At 63.8% G+C, this 19,399-nt stretch carries 17 protein-coding genes; 1 reads left to right on the top strand and 16 read right to left on the bottom strand.

Going from position 1 to position 19,399, the window contains the following annotated elements; all coding sequences use genetic code 11:
* Window positions 1-9: 9 nt before the first annotated feature.
* The 4 genes from FJ418_RS14740 to FJ418_RS14755 are packed head-to-tail and all read right to left on the bottom strand — an operon-like array spanning window position 10 to window position 5,708.
* Window positions 10-780 carry a glucose 1-dehydrogenase gene (locus FJ418_RS14740; RefSeq protein ID WP_140866617.1) on the bottom strand — a complete coding sequence of 257 codons (771 nt, stop codon included), beginning with the start codon at window positions 778-780 and terminating at the stop codon, window positions 10-12.
* Window positions 781-832: 52 nt separating this feature from the next.
* Window positions 833-1,351: an acetone carboxylase subunit gamma gene (locus FJ418_RS14745; RefSeq protein WP_140782493.1), complete on the bottom strand. Its 519-nt coding sequence runs from the start codon at window positions 1,349-1,351 to the stop codon at window positions 833-835.
* A gap of 5 nt (window positions 1,352-1,356) precedes the next feature.
* Complete coding sequence (locus tag FJ418_RS14750) at window positions 1,357-3,552, bottom strand: hydantoinase B/oxoprolinase family protein (RefSeq protein WP_140866620.1); 2,196 nt, start codon at window positions 3,550-3,552, stop codon at window positions 1,357-1,359.
* Between the two features lie 14 nt (window positions 3,553-3,566).
* Complete coding sequence (locus tag FJ418_RS14755; RefSeq protein WP_140866623.1) at window positions 3,567-5,708, bottom strand: hydantoinase/oxoprolinase family protein; 2,142 nt, start codon at window positions 5,706-5,708, stop codon at window positions 3,567-3,569.
* Between the two features lie 110 nt (window positions 5,709-5,818).
* Here FJ418_RS14755 and FJ418_RS14760 point away from each other — a divergent pair, with 110 nt between their 5' ends.
* The gene (locus tag FJ418_RS14760; protein WP_140866626.1) at window positions 5,819-6,598 is read left to right on the top strand and encodes a helix-turn-helix transcriptional regulator; all 780 of its coding nucleotides are present in this window, start codon (window positions 5,819-5,821) and stop codon (window positions 6,596-6,598) included.
* A gap of 7 nt (window positions 6,599-6,605) precedes the next feature.
* Here the strand turns inward: FJ418_RS14760 and FJ418_RS14765 are convergent, their stop codons facing one another.
* From FJ418_RS14765 to araG, 12 genes are all read right to left on the bottom strand, one after another.
* Window positions 6,606-7,187, bottom strand: a complete 582-nt coding sequence (locus FJ418_RS14765) for a DUF1349 domain-containing protein (protein ID WP_140866629.1) — start codon at window positions 7,185-7,187, stop codon at window positions 6,606-6,608.
* A gap of 9 nt (window positions 7,188-7,196) precedes the next feature.
* Entirely contained in the window at window positions 7,197-8,636 is a 1,440-nt protein-coding gene (locus FJ418_RS14770; protein ID WP_140866632.1) for an aldehyde dehydrogenase family protein, read from the bottom strand.
* A gap of 115 nt (window positions 8,637-8,751) precedes the next feature.
* Window positions 8,752-9,237, bottom strand: coding sequence for a hypothetical protein (locus FJ418_RS14775; protein WP_140866635.1), 486 nt, complete (start codon window positions 9,235-9,237; stop codon window positions 8,752-8,754).
* 201 nt (window positions 9,238-9,438) lie between these two features.
* Entirely contained in the window at window positions 9,439-10,506 is a 1,068-nt protein-coding gene (gene ugpC, locus FJ418_RS14780) for a sn-glycerol-3-phosphate ABC transporter ATP-binding protein UgpC (RefSeq protein WP_140866638.1), read from the bottom strand.
* A gap of 3 nt (window positions 10,507-10,509) precedes the next feature.
* Window positions 10,510-11,358: a carbohydrate ABC transporter permease gene (locus FJ418_RS14785; RefSeq protein ID WP_140832168.1), complete on the bottom strand. Its 849-nt coding sequence runs from the start codon at window positions 11,356-11,358 to the stop codon at window positions 10,510-10,512.
* Window positions 11,358-12,281, bottom strand: coding sequence for a sugar ABC transporter permease (locus FJ418_RS14790; RefSeq protein ID WP_140866641.1), 924 nt, complete (start codon window positions 12,279-12,281; stop codon window positions 11,358-11,360). Before FJ418_RS14790 ends, FJ418_RS14785 begins: the two co-directional genes overlap by 1 nt.
* 231 nt (window positions 12,282-12,512) lie before the next feature.
* Window positions 12,513-13,790 carry a sugar ABC transporter substrate-binding protein gene (locus FJ418_RS14795; RefSeq protein WP_140866644.1) on the bottom strand — a complete coding sequence of 426 codons (1,278 nt, stop codon included), beginning with the start codon at window positions 13,788-13,790 and terminating at the stop codon, window positions 12,513-12,515.
* Window positions 13,791-13,815: 25 nt separating this feature from the next.
* Window positions 13,816-15,018 carry a PLP-dependent transferase gene (locus FJ418_RS14800; RefSeq protein ID WP_140866647.1) on the bottom strand — a complete coding sequence of 401 codons (1,203 nt, stop codon included), beginning with the start codon at window positions 15,016-15,018 and terminating at the stop codon, window positions 13,816-13,818.
* Window positions 15,015-15,746 (bottom strand): FadR/GntR family transcriptional regulator, encoded by a 732-nt coding sequence (locus tag FJ418_RS14805; protein ID WP_140866649.1) that lies wholly within the window; start codon window positions 15,744-15,746, stop codon window positions 15,015-15,017. Before FJ418_RS14805 ends, FJ418_RS14800 begins: the two co-directional genes overlap by 4 nt.
* Window positions 15,747-16,114: 368 nt before the next feature.
* Window positions 16,115-16,879 (bottom strand): SDR family oxidoreductase, encoded by a 765-nt coding sequence (locus FJ418_RS14810; protein WP_140866652.1) that lies wholly within the window; start codon window positions 16,877-16,879, stop codon window positions 16,115-16,117.
* On the bottom strand, window positions 16,876-17,826 hold the full coding sequence (araH, locus tag FJ418_RS14815; protein ID WP_042645133.1) for an L-arabinose ABC transporter permease AraH: 951 nt from the start codon (window positions 17,824-17,826) through the stop codon (window positions 16,876-16,878). The genes FJ418_RS14810 and araH overlap by 4 nt, the downstream gene beginning before the upstream one ends.
* Window positions 17,827-17,837: 11 nt before the next feature.
* On the bottom strand, window positions 17,838-19,349 hold the full coding sequence (araG, locus tag FJ418_RS14820) for an L-arabinose ABC transporter ATP-binding protein AraG (RefSeq protein ID WP_140866655.1): 1,512 nt from the start codon (window positions 19,347-19,349) through the stop codon (window positions 17,838-17,840).
* Window positions 19,350-19,399 lie beyond the last annotated feature (50 nt).

The raw sequence follows: 19,399 nt of genomic DNA on the forward strand, positions 1-19,399 counted from the left end.
TCTCCGCGTTCACACTGCAAGATAGCCTCCGTCGACCACCATTTCGGAGCCGGTGACGAATTTGGATTCGTCCGAGGCGAGATAGAGGACCATGTAGGCGATGTCGTTCGGCTCGCCGAGGAAGCCGATCGGATGGCGGGACAGCGCCTTGGCCTTCTCCTGCTCGAGCGTGCCCAGATCGCGCAGGTAGTTTTCCGTCTGCGGCGTCCAGATATAGCCGGGATGGATCGAGTTGCAGCGGATGCCGTAGCGCTGCTCGGCGCAATGCACGGCGACCGCCTTGGTCAGGGTGCGCACGCCACCCTTGGAGGCGCAGTAGGCGGCAAGATCCGCCTCACCGATGATGCCGTCTATGGAGGAGAGATTGATGATCGATCCGCCACCGGATTTCTTCATCAGCTTGATGCCTGCCTGGCAGCCGAGGAAGACGCCGTCAAGGTTGATCGCCATGGTGCGCCGCCATTCGGCGATTGTTGTGTCTTCGATGTTCCGGGCAATGGCAATGCCGGCATTGTTGACCAGTACGTCGAGCCGGCCGAAGTGCTGCTCGATCGCCGCCATGACGGCCGGCCAGTCTTCGGGCTTCGAGACATCATGGCGCAACGCCAGCGCCTCGCCGCCAGCCTTGACGATCTCCGCCGCCGCATCGCCGGCGAGCCTCTCGTCGATGTCGCTGACGACCAACTTCGCGCCTTCCGACGCCAGAAGGAGCGAAGACGCCCGCCCGAGGCCGAGACCGGCCCCGGTTACGAGCGCCACCTTGCCTGCGACGCGACCCATCTGCGGCATCAGCCTCCCACTCTGTTGACGCAATTCCGGACGGAAAACCGCTTCACACGTTTCCTGGAATTGCTCTCGTTGACGACTCCAGCGGCTTGCCCAGCCAATCGCGGTAGAACCCTTCGAGGTCCGGCTCGAAATCGTGAACGATCGGATAGCCGGGCGCAGCCGCTTCCACCTCATGCAGCGTGCCGCATTCAGGGCAGATGAATTCGCGGATTTCCATCCAATCCGGATCCGGCAGGTCGCTGTTGGGGTAGATCTCGCGCAGCGTCTCCTCTGTGTCGCGCACGATGATCGCGGCCTTCAGCTTCCAGTTCCTGCGGTAGTCGCCGAAGGAGTGGCCGCATTCGCATTTCGTCACCCGTTCGTCGCCGCTCTGGCAGATGAAAAGATGGTCGCCGACCGGGAGCAGGATCGGATCCTTCCAGCCGACGCGATCCTGCAGCACCGCGACATATTTGAAGAAACGGTCGTCGTCCTTGTAGGCGCTCATGATGCGGCGCGTCTGCGGCCACGGCAGCGTGCCGGCAACCAGATCGGCGATGACTTCCTTGCTGTATGAGGTCATGGTCCTTACTCCACGCCGAAGGTCGATTTGGCATCGACATCCCAGAAGGTCGAAAAGTCCTTGGTGAAGCGCGGCGAGAGCCTGATGGCGCTGGCATACATCTTCTTCACCTCGGGCGCGAAACCGGCCGCTTTCACGCGCTCGCGCTCCTCGGCCATCCATTCCGAAACCGGCCTGGCGTGCGTCAGGCGCTTGGCCCGCATGTCGGCGCGATGGCGCTTGGTGGCTTCCAGATTGGCGACCGGGAAACCCTCCTCGTCCTCGTCGAGCACGATGCCGAAGATACCTTCGGCCGCTTCCCTGGTGAGGAAGCCGTTCTCGACGTCCCAGGCGGTCTTGACGGGATCGCGCTCCAGCACGTCGCCGTAACCGCCGCCGCCATTATAGGAGTGGGTGAAGACGTCACCGGTCTTGTGCGGCGCAGTGATGTACGGCCCTTCCAGCGTCACATGCTCGCCTTCCAGCCGCACTTCCAGCTCCGAGCGGTAGGGATTGGTGCCGGTGTGGTGCGCCAGCGGCGCGCCATTTTCGGCCAGCTCGAAGATGTTCGAGTCCCGCACCGCGCGATGCTTCTGGCAGGTCGGGGCCGGATAGCCGCCGCACAGGCCGCCATTGTCGAAGACGCGCGAGGAATGCTCGGAGGTCACCAGCCTGAGATGATCGGTCTTGGAAACCAGCCAGGTCGACAGAAAGGAACAGCCGCCGCGATATTTGCCGGCGCCGCCGGAATTGGGAACGATCGACCTGCCGATATAAAGCATCGGCATGTTCTGTTCCCAGATCTCGATGTTGCCCATGTCGGATTCCGGATTCCAGCCGACATAGGCTGTGTCCAGCCCGTCCTTGATGGCCAAGGCGCCCGAGCCGGCGGCGGCGCATTCGAAATGCGCCATGCCGAAGGGCGTGCCGTACTGGCTGGTGCCGCCCATCTCGATCATCGGGCTGTTGACCTGGCCGACAAAGGCTTCCTCGACGAAGCCGCGCGCGATGAAGGAGCGCGACAAGAGCCGCTGGAAGACGCCATAGGCGGGCAGCAACAGCGCCCAGGAGGTGGCGGTCGCCACCATCTCATTGTCGGGGTTGGTCCAGGTGCCGTGCGGCAGCTTCAACTCGGTCGCCATCCATGCGCCGTCATTGACCAGGCCCTCGAAGTTCATGTGCTGCGTCAGCGTCACGAACATGCCGCCATCCATGCCGGCCGGCGTGCAGTTCATCGAATGATAGCCCCAGGGCTGCGTGCCCTCGAAGTCCATCTTGATCTTGCCGTCGCTGGTGATCTCCATCTCGATCGGGATGTTGTAGAGCCAGTCGGGATCGCCGAGCGGCTGGTAGCCGGGCTTGCCCTTGGTGACGTGGCCGTAAAAAGTGTGGCCGCGGTAGATGCCGGGCACCGTGAGCTGGCGCGTGCGGGCGAGCTGGGCGCGGCGGCCTTCCTCGATGAACTCCTTCGACACCTGCATCCAGTAGTCGAGGCCGATCTCGTCGATCAGCGCCTTGACGCTTTCGCGCATGTCGATGCAGGAGGCGACCTTGGCCTTCTCGTCGAGCACCCAGTAGATCGGCATCCTGAGATTGCGCTCGCAGCGGATGACGTAGTCGCGCCGCAGTTCGTCGTTCTGGCCGACCTTTTCGGCGCAGACGAACAGGCCTTCGGTAAAGCGCTCCTGCGCCAGCGCGACGTCGCCGCCTGGCGTGATGCCGCCGGCTTCGAGCTCGTGGCAGACGGCGCCGGCCCAGCCGACGAGCTTACCGGAATGGAAGATCGGCACGACGTCCATCACGTCCGGCACCTGCACGGTGCCGATGAAGGCGTCGTTGTTGGCGAAGATGTCGCCGTCGCGGATCTGCGGATTTTCCTCGTAGCCGTTGCGGATCATCCATTTGATGAAGCGGCTCATCGTGTGCACATGCACCATGATGCCGTTGGAAAGCGCGATCGCGTCGCCTTCCGGCGTGTAGATGGCGACGACCATCTCGCCGACCTCGCGCACGCCGGGCGAGGCGGAGATGCGGCGCGCCATCTCGCGCGCCGAGACGCAGTAGGCGCGCAGCTTCGTGTGCAGCGTCTCGAATTTCAGCGGGTCCTGGTTGCGCAGCTGAAGCTCGGTGATGCCGTCATAGCAGCCGGTCTCTTCCATCAGCCGTTCGGATTCGATCAGCCGTTCGCGGATGCGCAGCGCAGAGGCGGGTTTGTCCAGCATGGCGTTCGCCCTTCTCAAGCGTGGGTGTAGTGGAGCAGCGTCCATTCATCGACATGGACGCGGTCCTGCGGATGGACGACGAGCGTCGTCGCCGGGTGTTCGATGATGGCCGGGCCGGTAACCTCGTGGCCGGGCTGCAGCAGGTCCATCTCGTAGAGATTGGCCTTGTGCCAGCGGCCGCCGATATAGGCCTCGCGCACACCCTTATGGGCGGAAGCCGGATCGGATTTGCCGAGCGGGCGCTTGACCAAAGTCGGCTTCACCTTGTCGGCGGTGGCGATCAGCCCCAGCTCGGTGATCGAGAAGCCGGCCTCGCCATAGCGCGAGACGCGGTGGTTGACCTTGGCGTAGACCGCCTCGAACTCGGCGATGACCCTGCGCATGTCGTCGGCGGAGTGAATCGCCGACAGCGGCGCCATCACCTCGACGTCTTCCAACTGGCCGGTGTAGCGCATCATCAGGAACGGCGCGGTCTTGATCTTGGGGAGCGCGTGGCCGTCGGCCACCATTTCGTCGACCGCGGCCTTGGTCAGGTCGTCCCAGACGGTGGTGACCTTCTTGCCGAAGGCGACCAGCTCGTCATCGCTGGCCCGCGCGCCGATGTCGATCTGCGTCGAGACCGAGTGGCGACGCATGAAGTCGGCTGTGGTGCAGCCGAAGGCCGAGAAGGCGGCGGCGAACTGGAACGTGATGATGTCCTTGAAGCCGATGCCCCTGGAGCAGCCGGCCAGATGCAACGGCCCCGAGCCACCGTAGGACAAAAGCGTGAATTCCGAAGGATGGATGCCCTGGCCGGAGATGACGCGGCGCAGCGCGTTGTTCGCGTCGGCCTCCAGCATGTCGATCATGCCTTCGGCCGCCTCCTCGACGCCGACGCCGAGCACGCGGGCGCATTTCTCCTCGAAGGCTTTCCTTGCCTTCTCCACCTGCAGCACGACCTTGCCGCCGAGGAAGTAATGCGGGTTCAGGCGACCTAGGATGGCGTCGCAGTCGGCGATGGTCGGCTCGGTGCCGCCCTTGGCGAAGCAGATCGGCCCGGGATCGGAGCCGGCGCTTTCCGGCCCGAGCGAGACCTTCTTGGTCAGCGGATCGACCTTGAGGATCATGCCGGCGCCGGCGCCGATCGTGTCGAGATGCAACGTTGGCACGTTGAGCTTGAAGCGGTCCATCAGCGGCTCGTTCTCGATACGTGTCTGGCCGCGCGTGATGACGCCCATGTCGAAGGACGTGCCGCCCATGTCCGAGCAGATCAGCGAGTCGTTGCCGATCAGCTTGCCGACATAGGCGGCGCCCAGGATGCCGCCGATCGGCCCGGAGATCATCGTTTCGTGCAGGCGCGGATGGTTGATCGAGGTCAGGCCACCGAAGGAGAGCAGCGTCTGCACGCCGTATTTGAAGCCGTATTTCTTCGAGATGTCCTCGATGCCCTTCAACTGCTTGCGGCCGCGCGAGGTGGCGTAGGCCTCGATAAGCACCGAGTTCAGCCGCGACTGCTCGCGGATCACCGGGCGCACCTCGTGGCTGGTGTAGACGAGGATGTCGGCGCCGGCGGCGGCGATCTCCTCGCGGCAGATTTCGGCGATGCGCTTCTCATGCGCCGGGTTAACGTGCGAGAAGACGGTCATGATGCAGATCGCCTCGACCTTGTCGGCGATGAGCTTCTTGGCGGCGGCATGCACCTCGTGCTCGTAGAGCGGCAGGATGACGTCGCCGAACTGGTCGATGCGCTCCGTCACGCCATGCGTGCGGCGGCGCGGCACCAGCGGATCGGGATGGTGGTGGGTGACCGCGTGCAGGCGGTCGGCATAGGAATAATCCGCCCAGGCCTGCAGGCCACGGCCCATCAGGATCATGTCCTCGAGGCCCTTGGTGGTGATCAGCCCGAGCCTGCGGCCGGTGCGCGACAACAGCGTGTTGAGCATGCCGGTGCCGGAATAGAGCACCACGTTGACGCCGGAGAACAGGTCCTGCAGCGAGATGCCCCAGGCATCGGCCGCGTCCTCTGCCGAAGCCAGGAAGCCTTCGGCCTCGTTCTTAGGCGTCGTCGCCGACTTGCCGATCTTGAAGTGACCGTCCTGATCCACAAGGATCGTGTCGGTCATGGTGCCGCCAGCGTCGATGCCGATGACGATTGGATTGGTGGTGATCTGGTCCACGGATCGCTTTCCCTTGCCGAGAATGACCACAGGCTAGATTCCCGGAGCCGGATCGCGCCATATGCCTAAAGACACAATGACCGCGCGGCGCGGTTCGCCGAGAAAAGGGCATGCGCATGGGCAATATCTGGGCGCCGCTGGCCAAGGCGATCGCCGCCACCGGCACCGACCGGCATGTCGACTGCCTGATCGACCTGATCGGCGCCGACATCGCGCATGACCTGGTGACGGTGACGCGCTATTCGGCGACCAGGACACCGGAATTCGTCAAGCACCGGCACTTCTCGGACGAGATGGTGCGGCGCTATCTCGACAATTACTACGTCTTCGATCCCTTCTATGCCTCGTGGCGGCGCGAGCGCCGGCTCGGCATCATGCCGCTCAAGGGACTGGCCGACGAGGAGGCCAAGCGCGGCCAATACATTGCCGGTTTCCTGGCGCAGTCGGAAATCTGCGACGAGGTCGGCATCCTGCTCACCGACGGCGGCGACTGGTGCCTGGGCATATTCCTCGACCGCTCGACCGTATTATTCAAGGACAGCGAGATCGCGCTACTGACCGAGCGGCTGCCGGTGTTCGAGGCGCTGCATGCGCTCGACATCAAGGCGCGCGGCTCAGACTTTTCACGCACCTCGGCGCCGAGCGGTCCCGGCGCCTCGCCGCAGCAGAAGCCGAGCATTCCGGGAAACCTGTGGCCGGAGCTATCGCTGCGCGAGCGCGAGCTGGTGCAGCTGATCCTCGCCGGCCATCCGACCGCCAACATCGCCGAGCGGCTCGGCATCACCGTCGGCACGGTGAAGAACCATCGCCGCCGCATCTATGAGAAGCTGGACATCACCACGGAGCGCGAATTGTTCCTGCAATTCTTCCAGCACCGGATGAACGGGTAGCGCCGCGTCAGTCGTGCAATTCCCGCGAGATGGGCGCCCCGACGGTGAAGTCCGAAAAGGTGACCTCAAAGCCTTCGCGCTGCGGCGAGCAGCACATCATGCCGACATCGACCGTTTTCGAGATCGGGAAATAGGCCAGCCGCACCGGCTTCCAGTGGCCATCCGAAGCGTCCAGATATTGGATGCGGATCGCCTCGGCGTGACGGGTCAGGCGGATCCTGACGCCGTCCTTGCTGGCGGCGATGGCAACCAGCGACCAGTCGGAGGTGTCGTTGGTGACGACGACGGAGAAGTAGGCCAGCCCGTCGGTGTATTCGATGCCGGCCTTGATCCAGTGCGTTTCGCTGAGGCGCAGCATCAGCCCCGCCTGATCGTAGAGCACCTTGTAGTCGCCCTGGACGGTGACCTCGGCGCTGAAATCACCCTCTACCGGGCGGTAGAGGAAATGCCCGTTGTCGCGCCAGAAGCCGTAGAAGGTCTCGCGCCAGAAGTCGGTCTCCTTGCCCGTCCGAACGGTGAGCGTGCCGTCGCCGACCGTGTGGCGCGGCGGCGGGTTGAGCCATGTCATGTCGTCCAGAGCTGACGCCATCGATCCCTCTTAGCCGGCGAATGTATAGGCGGTCTTCACCGTGGTGTAGAACTCCATGGCGTAGCGGCCCTGCTCGCGCGGGCCGTAGCTCGAACCCTTGCGGCCGCCGAACGGCACGTGGAAGTCGACGCCCGCCGTCGGCAGGTTGACCATCACCATGCCGGCTTCGGAATTGCGCTTGAAATGGGTCGCGTGCTTCAGGCTGGTGGTGCAGATACCGGAGGTGAGGCCGAACGGCGTGTCGTTGGCGACAGCCAAGGCTTCGTCATAATCCTTGACTCGAATGACGTTGGCGACAGGACCAAAAATCTCCTCGCGCGAGATGCGCATCGCATTGGTAGAGCCAACAAACAGAGCAGGCTGCAGATAGAAGCCGGGCGCGCCGCGCTCCAGCCGGTCGCCGCCGAAGGCAAGCTCGGCGCCTTCCTGGCGGCCGATGGCGATGTAATCCTCGTCCTGCTTGAGCTGCGTCTGGTCGACGACCGGACCGATCTGGGTCTTGGCATCGAGCGCGTCGCCGATGACGAGCTTGTCCAGCCGCTCCTTGATCGCGTCGACGAAGCGGTCGTGGATGGCCTCGGTGACGATCAGGCGCGAGGAGGCCGTGCAGCGCTGTCCGGTCGAGAAATAGGCGCCGTTGACGGCGCAATCGACGGCGACGGCCAGATCGGCGTCATCGAGCACGACGAGCGGATTCTTGCCGCCCATTTCGAGCTGGAACTTGCGCATGTGCTCGACGCTTGCGGCAGCGACGCGCTTGCCCGTACCGACCGAGCCGGTGAAGGAGATGGCGTTGACGTCGGGGCTGTCGAGCATCGCTTGGCCGACCACCGAGCCCTTGCCCATGACGAGGTTGAGCACGCCCTTGGGCAGGCCAGCGCGATGCAGGATGTCGACGATGGTCCAGGCGCTTTCAGGCACCAGCTCGGCCGGCTTGAAGACGATGGTATTGCCGTATGCCAGCGCCGGCGCGATCTTCCAGGCGGGGATGGCGATCGGGAAATTCCACGGCGTGATGATGCCGACGACGCCGACGCCTTCGCGGGTCATCTCGACGCCGACACCGGGCCGGACGCTCGGCACCATCTCGCCCGACAGACGCAGCGTCTCGCCGGCGAAGAAGTCGAAGAGCTGCGCCGCCCGGATCGTCTCGCCGACACCCTCGGCCAGCGTCTTGCCTTCCTCGCGGGCCAGCGAGCGGCCGATCTCGTCCTTGCGCGCCATGATCTCGTCGGAGGTTTTCTTCAGCACCGCATGGCGGGTCAGCGGGCCTGAGCGCGACCAGGCCGGAAAGGCCGTCTTGGCGGCCGCGATGGCCTGCTTGGCCTCCTCCGGCCCGGCCGAAGCGTATTCGCCGACGACGTCGTTGGTGTTCGAAGGGTTGATGTTGCGCGAGCCGGCCTCGCCAAGCCACTCGCCGTCGATCAGGTTTTTGCGCAGCACGGTCATCTTGTTTTTCCTTGGGTTTTGGTCGCGGCGGCCTTCGACCGGGTCAATTGTCAGACAAATGATATAGCCATTGCCTGGCAGGAGGTCTACCAGCCATATGCGACAAAGCTAGGACTCAGGTCGAGAATGACCAGAACAGGCAGGCGAGCGTGACCGCGCCGAAGGCGACGAAGAACAGGCTTCTGAGCAGGATGTTGCGGCGAAGCTCGTTCATGGTGAGATGCGCCGCCACGATCGCCGCGACGAACAGGAAGCGCCAGTTGAACAGCGCCCAAAGCACCTCGTGCTGACCGAAGGCCCATCTGGCAAGCAGCGAGCCGACGATCGTCGCGAAGAGCATGATCGTCGCCCAGAAGATCGCATCGGCCGCATGGGTCAGCACAACGCCGGCGGCACGGATGGGCAAGATCATCATCAGCATGGCGCCGAAGAAGTAGATGGCGGCGATCGCCAGGAACGAGCCGGCGTCGGCGATGCCGTCGAGACGCTTCACGCCGTAGGCGCCATAGGGGTAGCCGTGCCTCGCCACGGCCAATGACAGCGCCATCAGCAAGGCGCTCAGAACCGTGATCAGTGCGAATGTGCCGAGGGCCTTGCTCATGCCTTTTCCTGTCGAGACGAATCAGCAGGAGTCTAGCAATCAAAATCCGCAATTCACCTGTCGATATTCTCGAAGGCGCCGACCCTTGAGCGATCAAATTGTCGCCATCACCAGCGCAACAATCGTGCCCGAGTTGAACACCCACATCTGCCGCCAGTGAGTTGCTGGCGAAGCCATCCATGACGCGTCGCTGTTGGCCAGCTAGCCGATCCGAACGCCGCTCTTTGAATCGAAGAGGTGCAGCGCCGCCGGATCGGCGGCGAGGCGGATGGTGTCGCCCGGCCTGACGTCGCTGCGTCCCATGACGAAGACGCAAATCTGCTGGTTGGCTAGCCGGACATAGAACTGCGTCGACAGGCCGAGCGGCTCGACCACCTCGACCTCGGCCTTCAGCGCTCCGTCATCGGCCAGCCTGATATGCTCGGGCCGCAGGCCGATGGTGAGCGCATCGCCGTCCTGCAGCGGCAGACCATCCGGCAATCCAAGCTTCTGGCCGTCGGCGAGCACGGCATCGGCCTTGCCGTCCCTGGCGACCTTAGCCGGCAAGAAATTCATGCCGGGCGAGCCGATGAAGCCGGCGACGAAAGTGTTGGCCGGCCGGTCGTAAAGCTCGAGCGGACGGCCGACCTGCTGGACATAGCCGTCATGCATGACGACGATGCGGTCGGCCATGGTCATGGCCTCGACCTGGTCGTGGGTGACGTAGACCGACGTGGTCTTGAGCTGCTGGTGCAGCGCCTTGATCTCGGCGCGCATATGGACGCGCAGCTTGGCGTCGAGGTTGGACAGCGGCTCATCGAACAGAAAAACTTTCGGATCGCGCACGATGGCGCGGCCCATGGCGACGCGCTGACGCTGGCCGCCGGAGAGCTGGCGCGGCAGGCGGCTGAGATAGGAGTCGAGGCCAAGCCGCTTGGCGGCGGCACCGACCCTGTCGTCGATCGTCGTCTTCTCGGCCTTCTTCAGCAGCAGGCTGAAGCCCATATTCGAGGAGACGTCCATATGCGGATAGAGCGCGTAGGACTGGAACACCATGGCGATGTCGCGATCCTTCGGCGCGACGTCGTTGACCAGCCGGTCGCCGATATGGATCTCACCGCCGGTGACCTCTTCGAGGCCGGCGATCATGCGCAAGAGCGTGGACTTGCCGCAGCCGGACGGACCGACCAGGACCACGAACTCGCCATCGGCGATCTCGAGGTCGACGCCATGCAGGATGCGCAGCGCGCCATAATCCTTCTCGACGTTTTGCAGCGTGACGGAAGCCATCGATTATCCTTTGACAGCGCCGGCGGTGAGGCCGGTGACGAGATAGCGTTGCAGGAAGGCGAAGAAGACGCAGACCGGAATCAGCGCCAGGATCGAGGCCGCCATCATCTGCCCCCAGTCGACGGCGAATTTGCCGATGAAGGTGAGCAGGCCGACGGCGAAGGTCTTCTGCTCGTCGCTGGAGATCAGCATCAGCGCGAACAGCAACTCGCTCCAGGCGGCCGTGAAGACGAAACCCAGCGTGGCGCCCATGCCGGGCAAGGTCAGCGGCACGATGACCCGGCGCATCGCCTGAGCACGGGTGCAGCCGTCGATCATCGCCGCCTCCTCAAGATCCCTCGGGATGCCGTCGAAGAAGGACTGCATGAGGAACGTCGCGAAGGCGGTGTTGAAGGCCGTGTAGATGATGATCAGTCCGATCAGGCTGTTGGTCAGGCCGAGATCGCCCATGATCCGGTAGATCGGCGGAATGACCATGACCAGCGGGAAGGTCTGGGTCAGCAACAGCAAGATGGCCAGCGTCGCCTTGCCGCGGAAGGTGAAGCGCGACATGGCGTAGCCGGCGAGCGTGGCGATGACGGTGACAAAGGCGGCCGTCGACACCGAGACGATGACGCTGTTGAGGAAATAGCGTGGAAAGTCGGAGGCTTCGAGCACGGTGACGAAGTTCTGGAAGGTCGTCTGCGACGGCCAGAAGGTGATGCCTTCGGAATAGAGCAGGCGCTCGGGCGTCACCGAGATCTTCAGCGTCCAGAAGATCGGGAACAGCGCGAAGATCACGTAAGCCGCGACCGCCGCGTAGAGCCCGATGCCGCCGAAAATGCGCGAGGAAGTGGAGCGACCGGCGATCATCAGACGTGCCTCACCAGGGTGCGGCGGATGGCGATCAATCCGATGGCGTAGACAATGAGCAGCACCAGAAGCAGCACCGCCACCGCCGATGCATAGCCCTTGTCGAGCGACTTGAAGGCGCTGACATAGATGTAGACCGGCACGGTGCTGGTCGAGCCGGCCGGCCCGCCTTCGGTCATGACGAAGATCAGGTCGGCGAAGGTGGCGATCCAGATGGTGCGCAGCATCACCGTGATGACGATGGTCGGCGCCAGGAAGGGCAGCGTCACCTTGGTGAAGCGCTGCCAGGGCGAGGCGCCGTCGATGGCTGCAGCCTCATGCAATTCGGAGGGGATCGATTTCAGCGCGGCAAGCAGCGTTATGGCGAAGAACGGAATGCCGAACCAGATGTTGGCGACGATCGGGCCCCACATGGCGGTGGCCGGATCCGACAGCACATTGGTCGGCTCGGCCTTGAGGCCAAGCGCGAAAAGCCAGTGCGGCAGCGGCCCGATGATCGGGTTGAACAGCCAGGCCCAGGTGAGGCCGGAGAGGAAAGACGGCACGGCCCAGGGCAGGAAGACCACGGCCTGCACCACCTTGCGGCCGTAGAACGGCTTGTCGAGCAGCAATGCGAGACCCAAGCCCAGAAAGAACTGGAAGAACAGGCTGGCGACCGTCCACCACAGCGTGTTGATCAGCGCCTGACCGAGCACCTGGTCGGAGAGCATCGCCTGATATTGGGCAAGGCCGACATATTGCGACTTGAACGCCGAGAATTTGCGAAAAGAGTAGGAGATGCCAATGACCAACGGCACCAGCAGCACCAGGACCAGCAGGACGATAGAAGGCGAAAGATAAAGCCACGGCTCGATCGCGGCCTTGCTGAACCGCCGCTTGCGCGGCGGGGCGGCGGATCGGATCTCGGACACTGCGTAGGTCATACGTTCTGGCTCTACGGTGGTGATTGGGTGCCGGGGACGGCGACAGCGTCCTTCTCCCGTGAACGAGGGGAAGATGCCGGTTCACCCTCCGTAGCAGCGGCGCAGCTGCTGCGAAGGACGGGCAGGCAGATGAGGGGCGGCGCGAACTTATGAAATGCTGGCGCCGCCCCTCATCCGTCACTTCGTGACACCTTCTCCCCGTAAACGGGGCGAAGGAAAAAGGCCTGCGCCTTACTTCTTGTTTTTCGCCAGCCAGTCCTGCTGTTCCTTGGTCAGGAACTTGGCCCATTCATCGGCCACGTCCTTGGCCGGCTTCTGGCCGAGCAGCACTTCCTGAAAATTCTTGATCGCCACCTGATCGACGAAGTTGCCGAGGTTTTCCAGATGCGTCGGCGGCGTCACCATTTCATATTTGGAGCTGTCGCTGAGTTCGGTGAACCAGCCCTTGAACTGCTCGGTCTTGAAGTGCGCGTCCTGGTCGGCGCCGTTGTGGATCGGCACGACGCCAACTTCCTTGGCCCATTCCAGATTGTCCTTCGGCGACAAAAGCGTCGCCATCAGCTTCCAGGCTTCGTCCTTGTGCTGGGAATTGGCGAACATCGCCCAGCCGGCATAGCCCAGCGTCGGATAGGATTTGCCGCTCGGGCCGACCGGCAACGGCGCAACCGCGAAGTCGTCGGCGCTCATCTTGTCGGCGATGCCGAGCAGCGCATCCGGGTCCTGGTTGAGCATGGCGCAGGTGCCGGAATAGAAGCTGGTCACCGTTTCGTTGAAGCCCCAGCTCACGGAATCTTTCGGCGCCAGACCGTTCTTGTACATGTCGGCCAGCATCTGCAGGCCCTTGACCGAGCCTTCGTCGTTGATGGTCGAGACGCCGTCGTCGGTGAAGTAGCCGCCCTTGCCGTCGGCGATGTTCATGAACATGTGCATGCCGTTGAAGGCGCCGGGTCCGCCGCGCAGGCAGTAGCCATATTTACCCGGGATGGCCGAGATCTTCTTGGAATCGGCGACGAACTCATCGAGCGTTGCCGGCGGGCCGTCGAGACCAGCTTCCTTGAACAGCTTCTTGTTCCAGAACAGCGCGTTCACATAGTAGCCGTAGGGGATCATGAACTGGGTGTTGTCGACGGTCGAGCCGAACTGCTTGGCGCGGTCGCCGAGCGTCTTGGCGTCGGGCCATTTGGCCATGAAGGGACCGAGATCCTCGAGCTGACCGTTGTTGGCATAGAGGCCCATCCAGCGTTCCGGCATCTCGACGACGTCGGGCGTGTCGCCGGCCTGCACCATGGTGAGGAACTTCTCGAAGGCCTGGCCCCAGGGCAGCGAGACCACTTCCACCTTGATGCCCGGATTGGCGGTCTCGAATTCGGCGATCTGCTTCTTCAGGAATTCGGTGCGCGGCGGGCTGGTGATGACTTCGACCAGCTTGATGGTGGTGTCGGCCAGCGCGCCGCTGGCGGAGATCGCCAGGCCGGCTACGGCGGCAAGCATGAAGGTCGGTCTTTTCATGTTCAGGACTCCCATTTTTGATCCATTATTTTTTTGACTTGTCGAAGGCCTGGGCGATGTCGGCCCAGAGGTCCTCGACATTTTCCAATCCGACATTGAAGCGGATGGTTCGGGGGCTGACGCCGAAGCGCGCCATCGAATTGATGCCCGGCGTCTGCTCGAGCGAGGCCTTGGCCGGCACGACCAGGCTTTCATGGCCGCCCCAGCTGACGCCAATGCGGAAGAACTTCAGCGCATCGACGAAGGCAGGGATGTCGACATCCTCGGTGACCTCGAAGGAGAACAGCCCGGCATAGCCGGCAAGCGTCTTCTTGCCGGGGTGGTTCGAATAGGCAGGATGGTTGACTCGCTCGACCTTGCCATGCGCCTTCAGCCGCTCGGCAATCGTAAGTCCGCTCTTCATGTGATGCGGCACGCGCAGCGGCAGCGTGCGCAGCCCGCGCAGCAAGAGCCAGCCTTCGAAGGGCGACAGCTTGCCGCCAAGCTGCGAATAGGTCTGCTCGTTGATGTGCTTGATATGGACGGCGGAGCCGGCCACCACGCCGGCGACGGTGTCGCTGTGGCCGCTCAGATATTTCGAGGCCGAATGCAGCACCAGGTCGACGCCATGCGAAATCGGCTTCTGGAAGACGGGGGTGGCCCAGGAATTGTCGATGGTGGTGACGATGCCCTGCTCCTTCGCAAGCCGCGTCAGATGCTCCAGGTCCTGCAGCTCGAACATCATCGAGGTCGGACTTTCTAGGTAGAGCAGCTTGGCGCCGGGAAGTGCCGCGGCAACCGCGTCGGGATCGGAGCCGTCGATATAATCGACCTTGATGTGCAAGCGCGGGAACAGCCGCTCGAACAGGCGGTAGGCGTCGCCATAGCAGTTGCGCACGGCAACCATGCGCTCGCCGGCGCCGACAAAGGCAAGGACCGTGGCGCTGATGGCCGCCATGCCGCTGGAAAAGCCGCGCGCGGCCTCCGCGCCTTCGAGCGCGGCGACACGTGCTTCGAATTCCATCACCGTCGGGTTGTCGCCGCGCGAATAGATCGGCTGCTTTCGCCGGCCGGCGAAGGTGTCGGCCATGTCGGCGTAGCTGGCGAAGGTGAACAGCGACGTCTGGTAGATCGGCGGCACAACCGCGCCGCCGGGGAACGGATCGTCATGCGCCAGAAGCGTCGCCGCCTCGCCGAGATAGTCGCTGGCCATCGAGGCCGGGTCGAAAGTGTTGGGCTGCTCGTTCATCTGCGGTCCGAAAGTTTGAGGTTGGCGGCGCCGCGCTTCAGATCGTCCTCGACGGTGGCGATGAGTTTTAGCGCCTCGGCGCGAGCGCCATCGGGGTCACGCGCGGCGATGCAATTGAAGATGGTCCGGTGATAAGGAAAGCTGGCATGGCCGAAATCGCGCACGCCCAGAGGGTGTTCCCAGAAGCGGTGGAACAGCTCGTACATGGCGGCGATGATCTGCTCGAACAGCGGATTGCCGGAAGCGCGGAAGATCGCCTGGTGGAACTCCCAATCCTCCTCCGAGGACATCCCGGCGCGGGTCTGGAAGGCCTCTTCCATGAGGTCGAGCTTGCGCTCGATCTCGGCGAGTTCGGCCTTGCCTGCACGAATGGCGCAGAGCGCGGCGGCCTCCGCCTCCAGCGCGCGGCGGATCTCAAGCGTGGACATCAGGCCGGCGAAATCGTTGCCACCGGACAGCGTCAGCGGCATGTGCAGCATATCGGGCGAAACGGCGGCCTTGAGGTAGGTGCCTGAACCCTGCCGCCGCTCGACAAGGCCGAGGCCTTCCCAGCGCGTCAGCGCCTCACGCACCGTGTTGCGGCTGACCTTGAGGCGTTCAGCCAGGATGCGCTCCGTCGGCAGTCTTTCACCGGGCCCCAGAGCCTCCTGCCGAACGAAACCCGCCAACGCCTTCAGAACCGCGTCGTCGCGGGCCGTGGTCTGGATGGGAGGCAGGAAATCGGTCACGCCGGCTGAGCCTAAAGTGGTTCAATGGTCCAACCAATTTCTGCACAGAGCGGGAGACGTGTCAACGGTCGAAACGAGGTTTGGCGAATGGCGCGGGCATGCGCCATTCAGCCCCGCCGTCTCAGGCGCGGATGCGCGCCGGCATGGGCTGATACGTAACCACCTGGAGCGGAGCTTGCAGGGTCCTATGTGACCTCAGCCTCTCGTGGACAGACTTCCGCGACCTTCGACATGGCGTATCCCTCGTCGCACTGCATGACATAGCGGAGGCGGTCGCCGGCGAGCTCGATGCCGGCCATCGTCAGCCCTTGATGCCGGATTGCGGTGGTTTTGAGTTCCCGCGGCATATCAATGGTTCATGGCTTGTTTCAGGGGTGGTGAAGCACGCTCAGGCCGCCATCCGCGACGAGACAGGCGGCGTTGATGAAGGGACATTCCTCCGAGACCAGAAAGACCGCCGCCATGGCGATCTCCTGCGGTGTGGCGATGCGCCCACCCGGATGCAGCGCCAGCGTTTTGGCGCGCGCGGCCTCCGGATCGTCGAAACTGTTCCAGTAGTCGATGACCTTCTGGGTGGCGACATAACCGGGCGCCAGCGCGTTCACGCGGACATTGTTGCCGGCATATTCGATCGCCAGCGATTTTGTCAGGCCGAGCAAAGCATGCTTGGCGACGGGATAGGGAAAGGTGTGCGGGATGATGGTGAAGGCGTGCGTGGAGGCGACGTTCAGGATCACGCCGCCGCCCTGCCCGATCATCCCCGGCAGCGCCGCCTTGGCGCAGTGCCAGGCGCCTTTCACATTGACGTCGAGATTGCGCGTCCAGTCATCCTCGGTGGCCGCGAGCGGCGTCGAGAAGACGTTCATGCCGGCATTGTTGATGACGGCGTTGACCGGGCCGATGGCCTTCGTCGCCGCCTGCATCGCGGCGTCGATTGCCTTGGCGTCGGCGATATCGGCCGCCGCATGGGCGACCTTGCCCAAACGGGCAGCGCTTTCAGCAAGCAGGTCCGCGTCGCGGTCGACGAGGAACAGCTCGGCCTTCTCGCGCAGGCAGGCTTCGGCGATGGCGTAGCCGATGCCTTGCGCCGCGCCGGTGAGGAAGATGCGTTTTCCCTTCAGACGTGCCATCAGCGCCGGCCCAATGCCGAGGAACGCAGATTGTCGAGCAGGACCGCCAGAAGCAGGATCACGCCCCTGACGATATATTGGTAGAAGGCCGGGATGTTGAGCAGGTTCATCGCGTTCTCGGCGATGCCCATGATCAGCACGCCGACGATGACGCCCGACATCGTGGCCCTGCCGCCCGCAAGCGAGACGCCGCCGAGCACGCAGGCCGAGATCACCGACAATTCGAGCCCGACCGCGGCGTTGGGCTGGCCCGAGGTGATGCGCGAGGCAAGCAGGATGCCGGCGATGCCGCAGACCACGCCCTGCAGCGTGAAGATCCAGATGCGCGTCCTGTCGACATTGACGCCGGCAAGGCGCGAGGCTTCCGGATTGCCGCCGATGGCCAGCGTGTTCTTGCCGAAGACGGTGCTGTTGAGCACGAAGCCGAAAATGGCGAAGAGCACCGCCAGCACCCAGATCGGCGTCGGTATGCCGAGCAGCTTCGACAAGGCAAGCTGGTAGAAGTCCGGGCTGTTGATGCCGACGGCGCGGCCGTCCGACGAGATCAGCGCGAAACCGCGCACGATCTGCATGGTGGCCAAGGTGGTGATCAGAGCATTGATGCGGAATTTGGCGATGACGACGCCGTTGACCCAGCCGACGACGGCGCCGCAGGCGATCGCCGCGATAAGGCCAAGCAGGATCGAACCTGTGGCGTTCGAGGCCATCACCGCGACCATGCCGGCAAAGGCGACGATGGAGCCGACCGACAGATCGAAGTCGCGCGCGGCGAGGCAGAACATCATCGTGCAGGCGACGATGCCGACGGTGACCACCGATTGCAGCAGGCCCAGCATGTTGCGGTCGGTGAGGAAGTTCGGCACCAGCAGCGACACCAGCGCGAAGGCGACGATGAAGATCACGACGAGGCCCTGCTCGCCGAGCAGTATCTTCTTCAACCGGTCGGTCATGGCTGGTGTCCTCAGGATGCGATCGCGTCGGGGGTTTTCTTGTCTGGAAGGGCCGCGGCCAGGATTGCCTTTTCGGCGAACTGGCCGCGCGTGAGCTCGGCGCTGATGCGCCCGCCGCACATCACCAGGATGCGGTCGCAGATGCCCATCACTTCCGGCAGCTCGGAGGAGACGACGACGATCGCCATGCCGTCCTCGGCGAGTTGGTAGAGCAGCTCGTAGATCTCCGACTTGGCGCCGACATCGATGCCGCGCGTCGGCTCGTCGACGATCAAAACGCGTATGCCCTGCTCGGACAGCCAGCGGCCAAGGATGACCTTCTGCTGGTTGCCGCCAGACAGGTTGACGATGTCCTGCCTGCGCGAAGGCGTGCGCACCTTGAGCTTCTTGATGAAGGTTTCGGCCGTCGCGATCTCGCTGGCGCGGCTGAGCACCCCGAAGCGCGTGTGATGGCGCCTGGACGAGATGTTGATGTTTTCCTCGATCGAGCGGCCCTGGATGATGCCGTCATGCTTGCGGTCCTCGGAGCAGAGCACAATGCCGGCGCGGATCGCGTCATGCGGGCTGGCGGCGGCAATCGCCTTGCCGTCGACGGCGATCGTGCCGCCCGAGCGCGGATCGGCGCCGAAGACCAGCCGCATCAGCTCCGAGCGTCCGGCGCCGATCAGGCCGAAGAAGCCGACGATCTCGCCGGCGCGAGCTTCGAAGCTTGCCGGCGTCCGCAATCTGGCGCCGCTCAGATTATCGGCCTTGAGGCGAACCTCTCCCGGATTTCGCGGCCGAAAACCCCAGATGTCGGAAATCTCGCGACCGACCATTTCGGCAACGACCTGATCGCGCGTCACATCTTTCAGCGATGCGTGATGCGCGGCGAGCTTGCCGTCGCGCAGCACCGTCAGGCTGTCGCAGAGGCGGAACACCTCGTCGAGGCGGTGCGAGACATAGATGATGACCTTGCCCTCGCCGCGCAGCCGGTCGATCAGCTTAAACAGGATCGCGCTTTCGCGCGAGGACAGCGACGAGGTCGGCTCGTCGAGCGCGATGACGCGGGCGTCGAGCATCACGGCCTTTGCGATCTCGACCATCTGGCGTTCGCCGATCGAGAGCGTCTTGACCTTGCGGCGCATGTCGATGTCGATGCCGGCCGACTTCAGCTTGGCGCCGACATCGTCGAGCATGCGGCGGCGGGCGATGACGCCTCCGCTCGCCGGAAACCGGCCGAGGCTGAGATTTTCCGCGACGGTCAGCTCGGACACCAGCTGCAATTCCTGATGGATGACGATGACGCCGTTGTCGAAGGCATTCCTGGTCGAGGCATAGGCCTGGACCTTGCCGTCGATGCTTATCTCGCCGGCATCGGCATGCTGGTCGCCGGACAGGATCTTGATGAGGGTGGATTTGCCGGCGCCGTTCTCGCCCATCAATCCGTGCACGGCGCCCTTTTCGACGCCGAACGACACGCCGGACAGAGCCCTGACGCCCGGATAGGTCTTGCTGATGTTGGAAAATTGGAGAAAGGACACGGCCTGGATCCTTGAGCATGCCAAACGGGCGGCAGCATCAAGCCGCCGCC

Origin of the sequence: Mesorhizobium sp. B2-8-3 (assembly GCF_006440815.1) — a bacterium.
Taxonomy (GTDB): Bacteria; Pseudomonadota; Alphaproteobacteria; order Rhizobiales; family Rhizobiaceae; genus Mesorhizobium.

What these genes read in the sequence shown, in the direction of transcription:
- FJ418_RS14760 (WP_140866626.1), top strand. Translation starts at nt 5,819, where the DNA reads ATGCGCATGGGCAATATCTGGGCGCCGCTGGCCAAGGCGATCGCCGCC.
- FJ418_RS14765 (WP_140866629.1), bottom strand. Translation starts at nt 7,187, where the DNA reads ATGGCGTCAGCTCTGGACGACATGACATGGCTCAACCCGCCGCCGCGC.
- FJ418_RS14800 (WP_140866647.1), bottom strand. Translation starts at nt 15,018, where the DNA reads ATGAACGAGCAGCCCAACACTTTCGACCCGGCCTCGATGGCCAGCGAC.
- FJ418_RS14770 (WP_140866632.1), bottom strand. Translation starts at nt 8,636, where the DNA reads ATGACCGTGCTGCGCAAAAACCTGATCGACGGCGAGTGGCTTGGCGAG.
- FJ418_RS14750 (WP_140866620.1), bottom strand. Translation starts at nt 3,552, where the DNA reads ATGCTGGACAAACCCGCCTCTGCGCTGCGCATCCGCGAACGGCTGATC.
- FJ418_RS14785 (WP_140832168.1), bottom strand. Translation starts at nt 11,358, where the DNA reads ATGATCGCCGGTCGCTCCACTTCCTCGCGCATTTTCGGCGGCATCGGG.
- FJ418_RS14795 (WP_140866644.1), bottom strand. Translation starts at nt 13,790, where the DNA reads ATGAAAAGACCGACCTTCATGCTTGCCGCCGTAGCCGGCCTGGCGATC.
- FJ418_RS14790 (WP_140866641.1), bottom strand. Translation starts at nt 12,281, where the DNA reads ATGACCTACGCAGTGTCCGAGATCCGATCCGCCGCCCCGCCGCGCAAG.
- araH (WP_042645133.1), bottom strand. Translation starts at nt 17,826, where the DNA reads ATGACCGACCGGTTGAAGAAGATACTGCTCGGCGAGCAGGGCCTCGTC.
- FJ418_RS14745 (WP_140782493.1), bottom strand. Translation starts at nt 1,351, where the DNA reads ATGACCTCATACAGCAAGGAAGTCATCGCCGATCTGGTTGCCGGCACG.
- ugpC (WP_140866638.1), bottom strand. Translation starts at nt 10,506, where the DNA reads ATGGCTTCCGTCACGCTGCAAAACGTCGAGAAGGATTATGGCGCGCTG.
- FJ418_RS14775 (WP_140866635.1), bottom strand. Translation starts at nt 9,237, where the DNA reads ATGAGCAAGGCCCTCGGCACATTCGCACTGATCACGGTTCTGAGCGCC.
- FJ418_RS14740 (WP_140866617.1), bottom strand. Translation starts at nt 780, where the DNA reads ATGGGTCGCGTCGCAGGCAAGGTGGCGCTCGTAACCGGGGCCGGTCTC.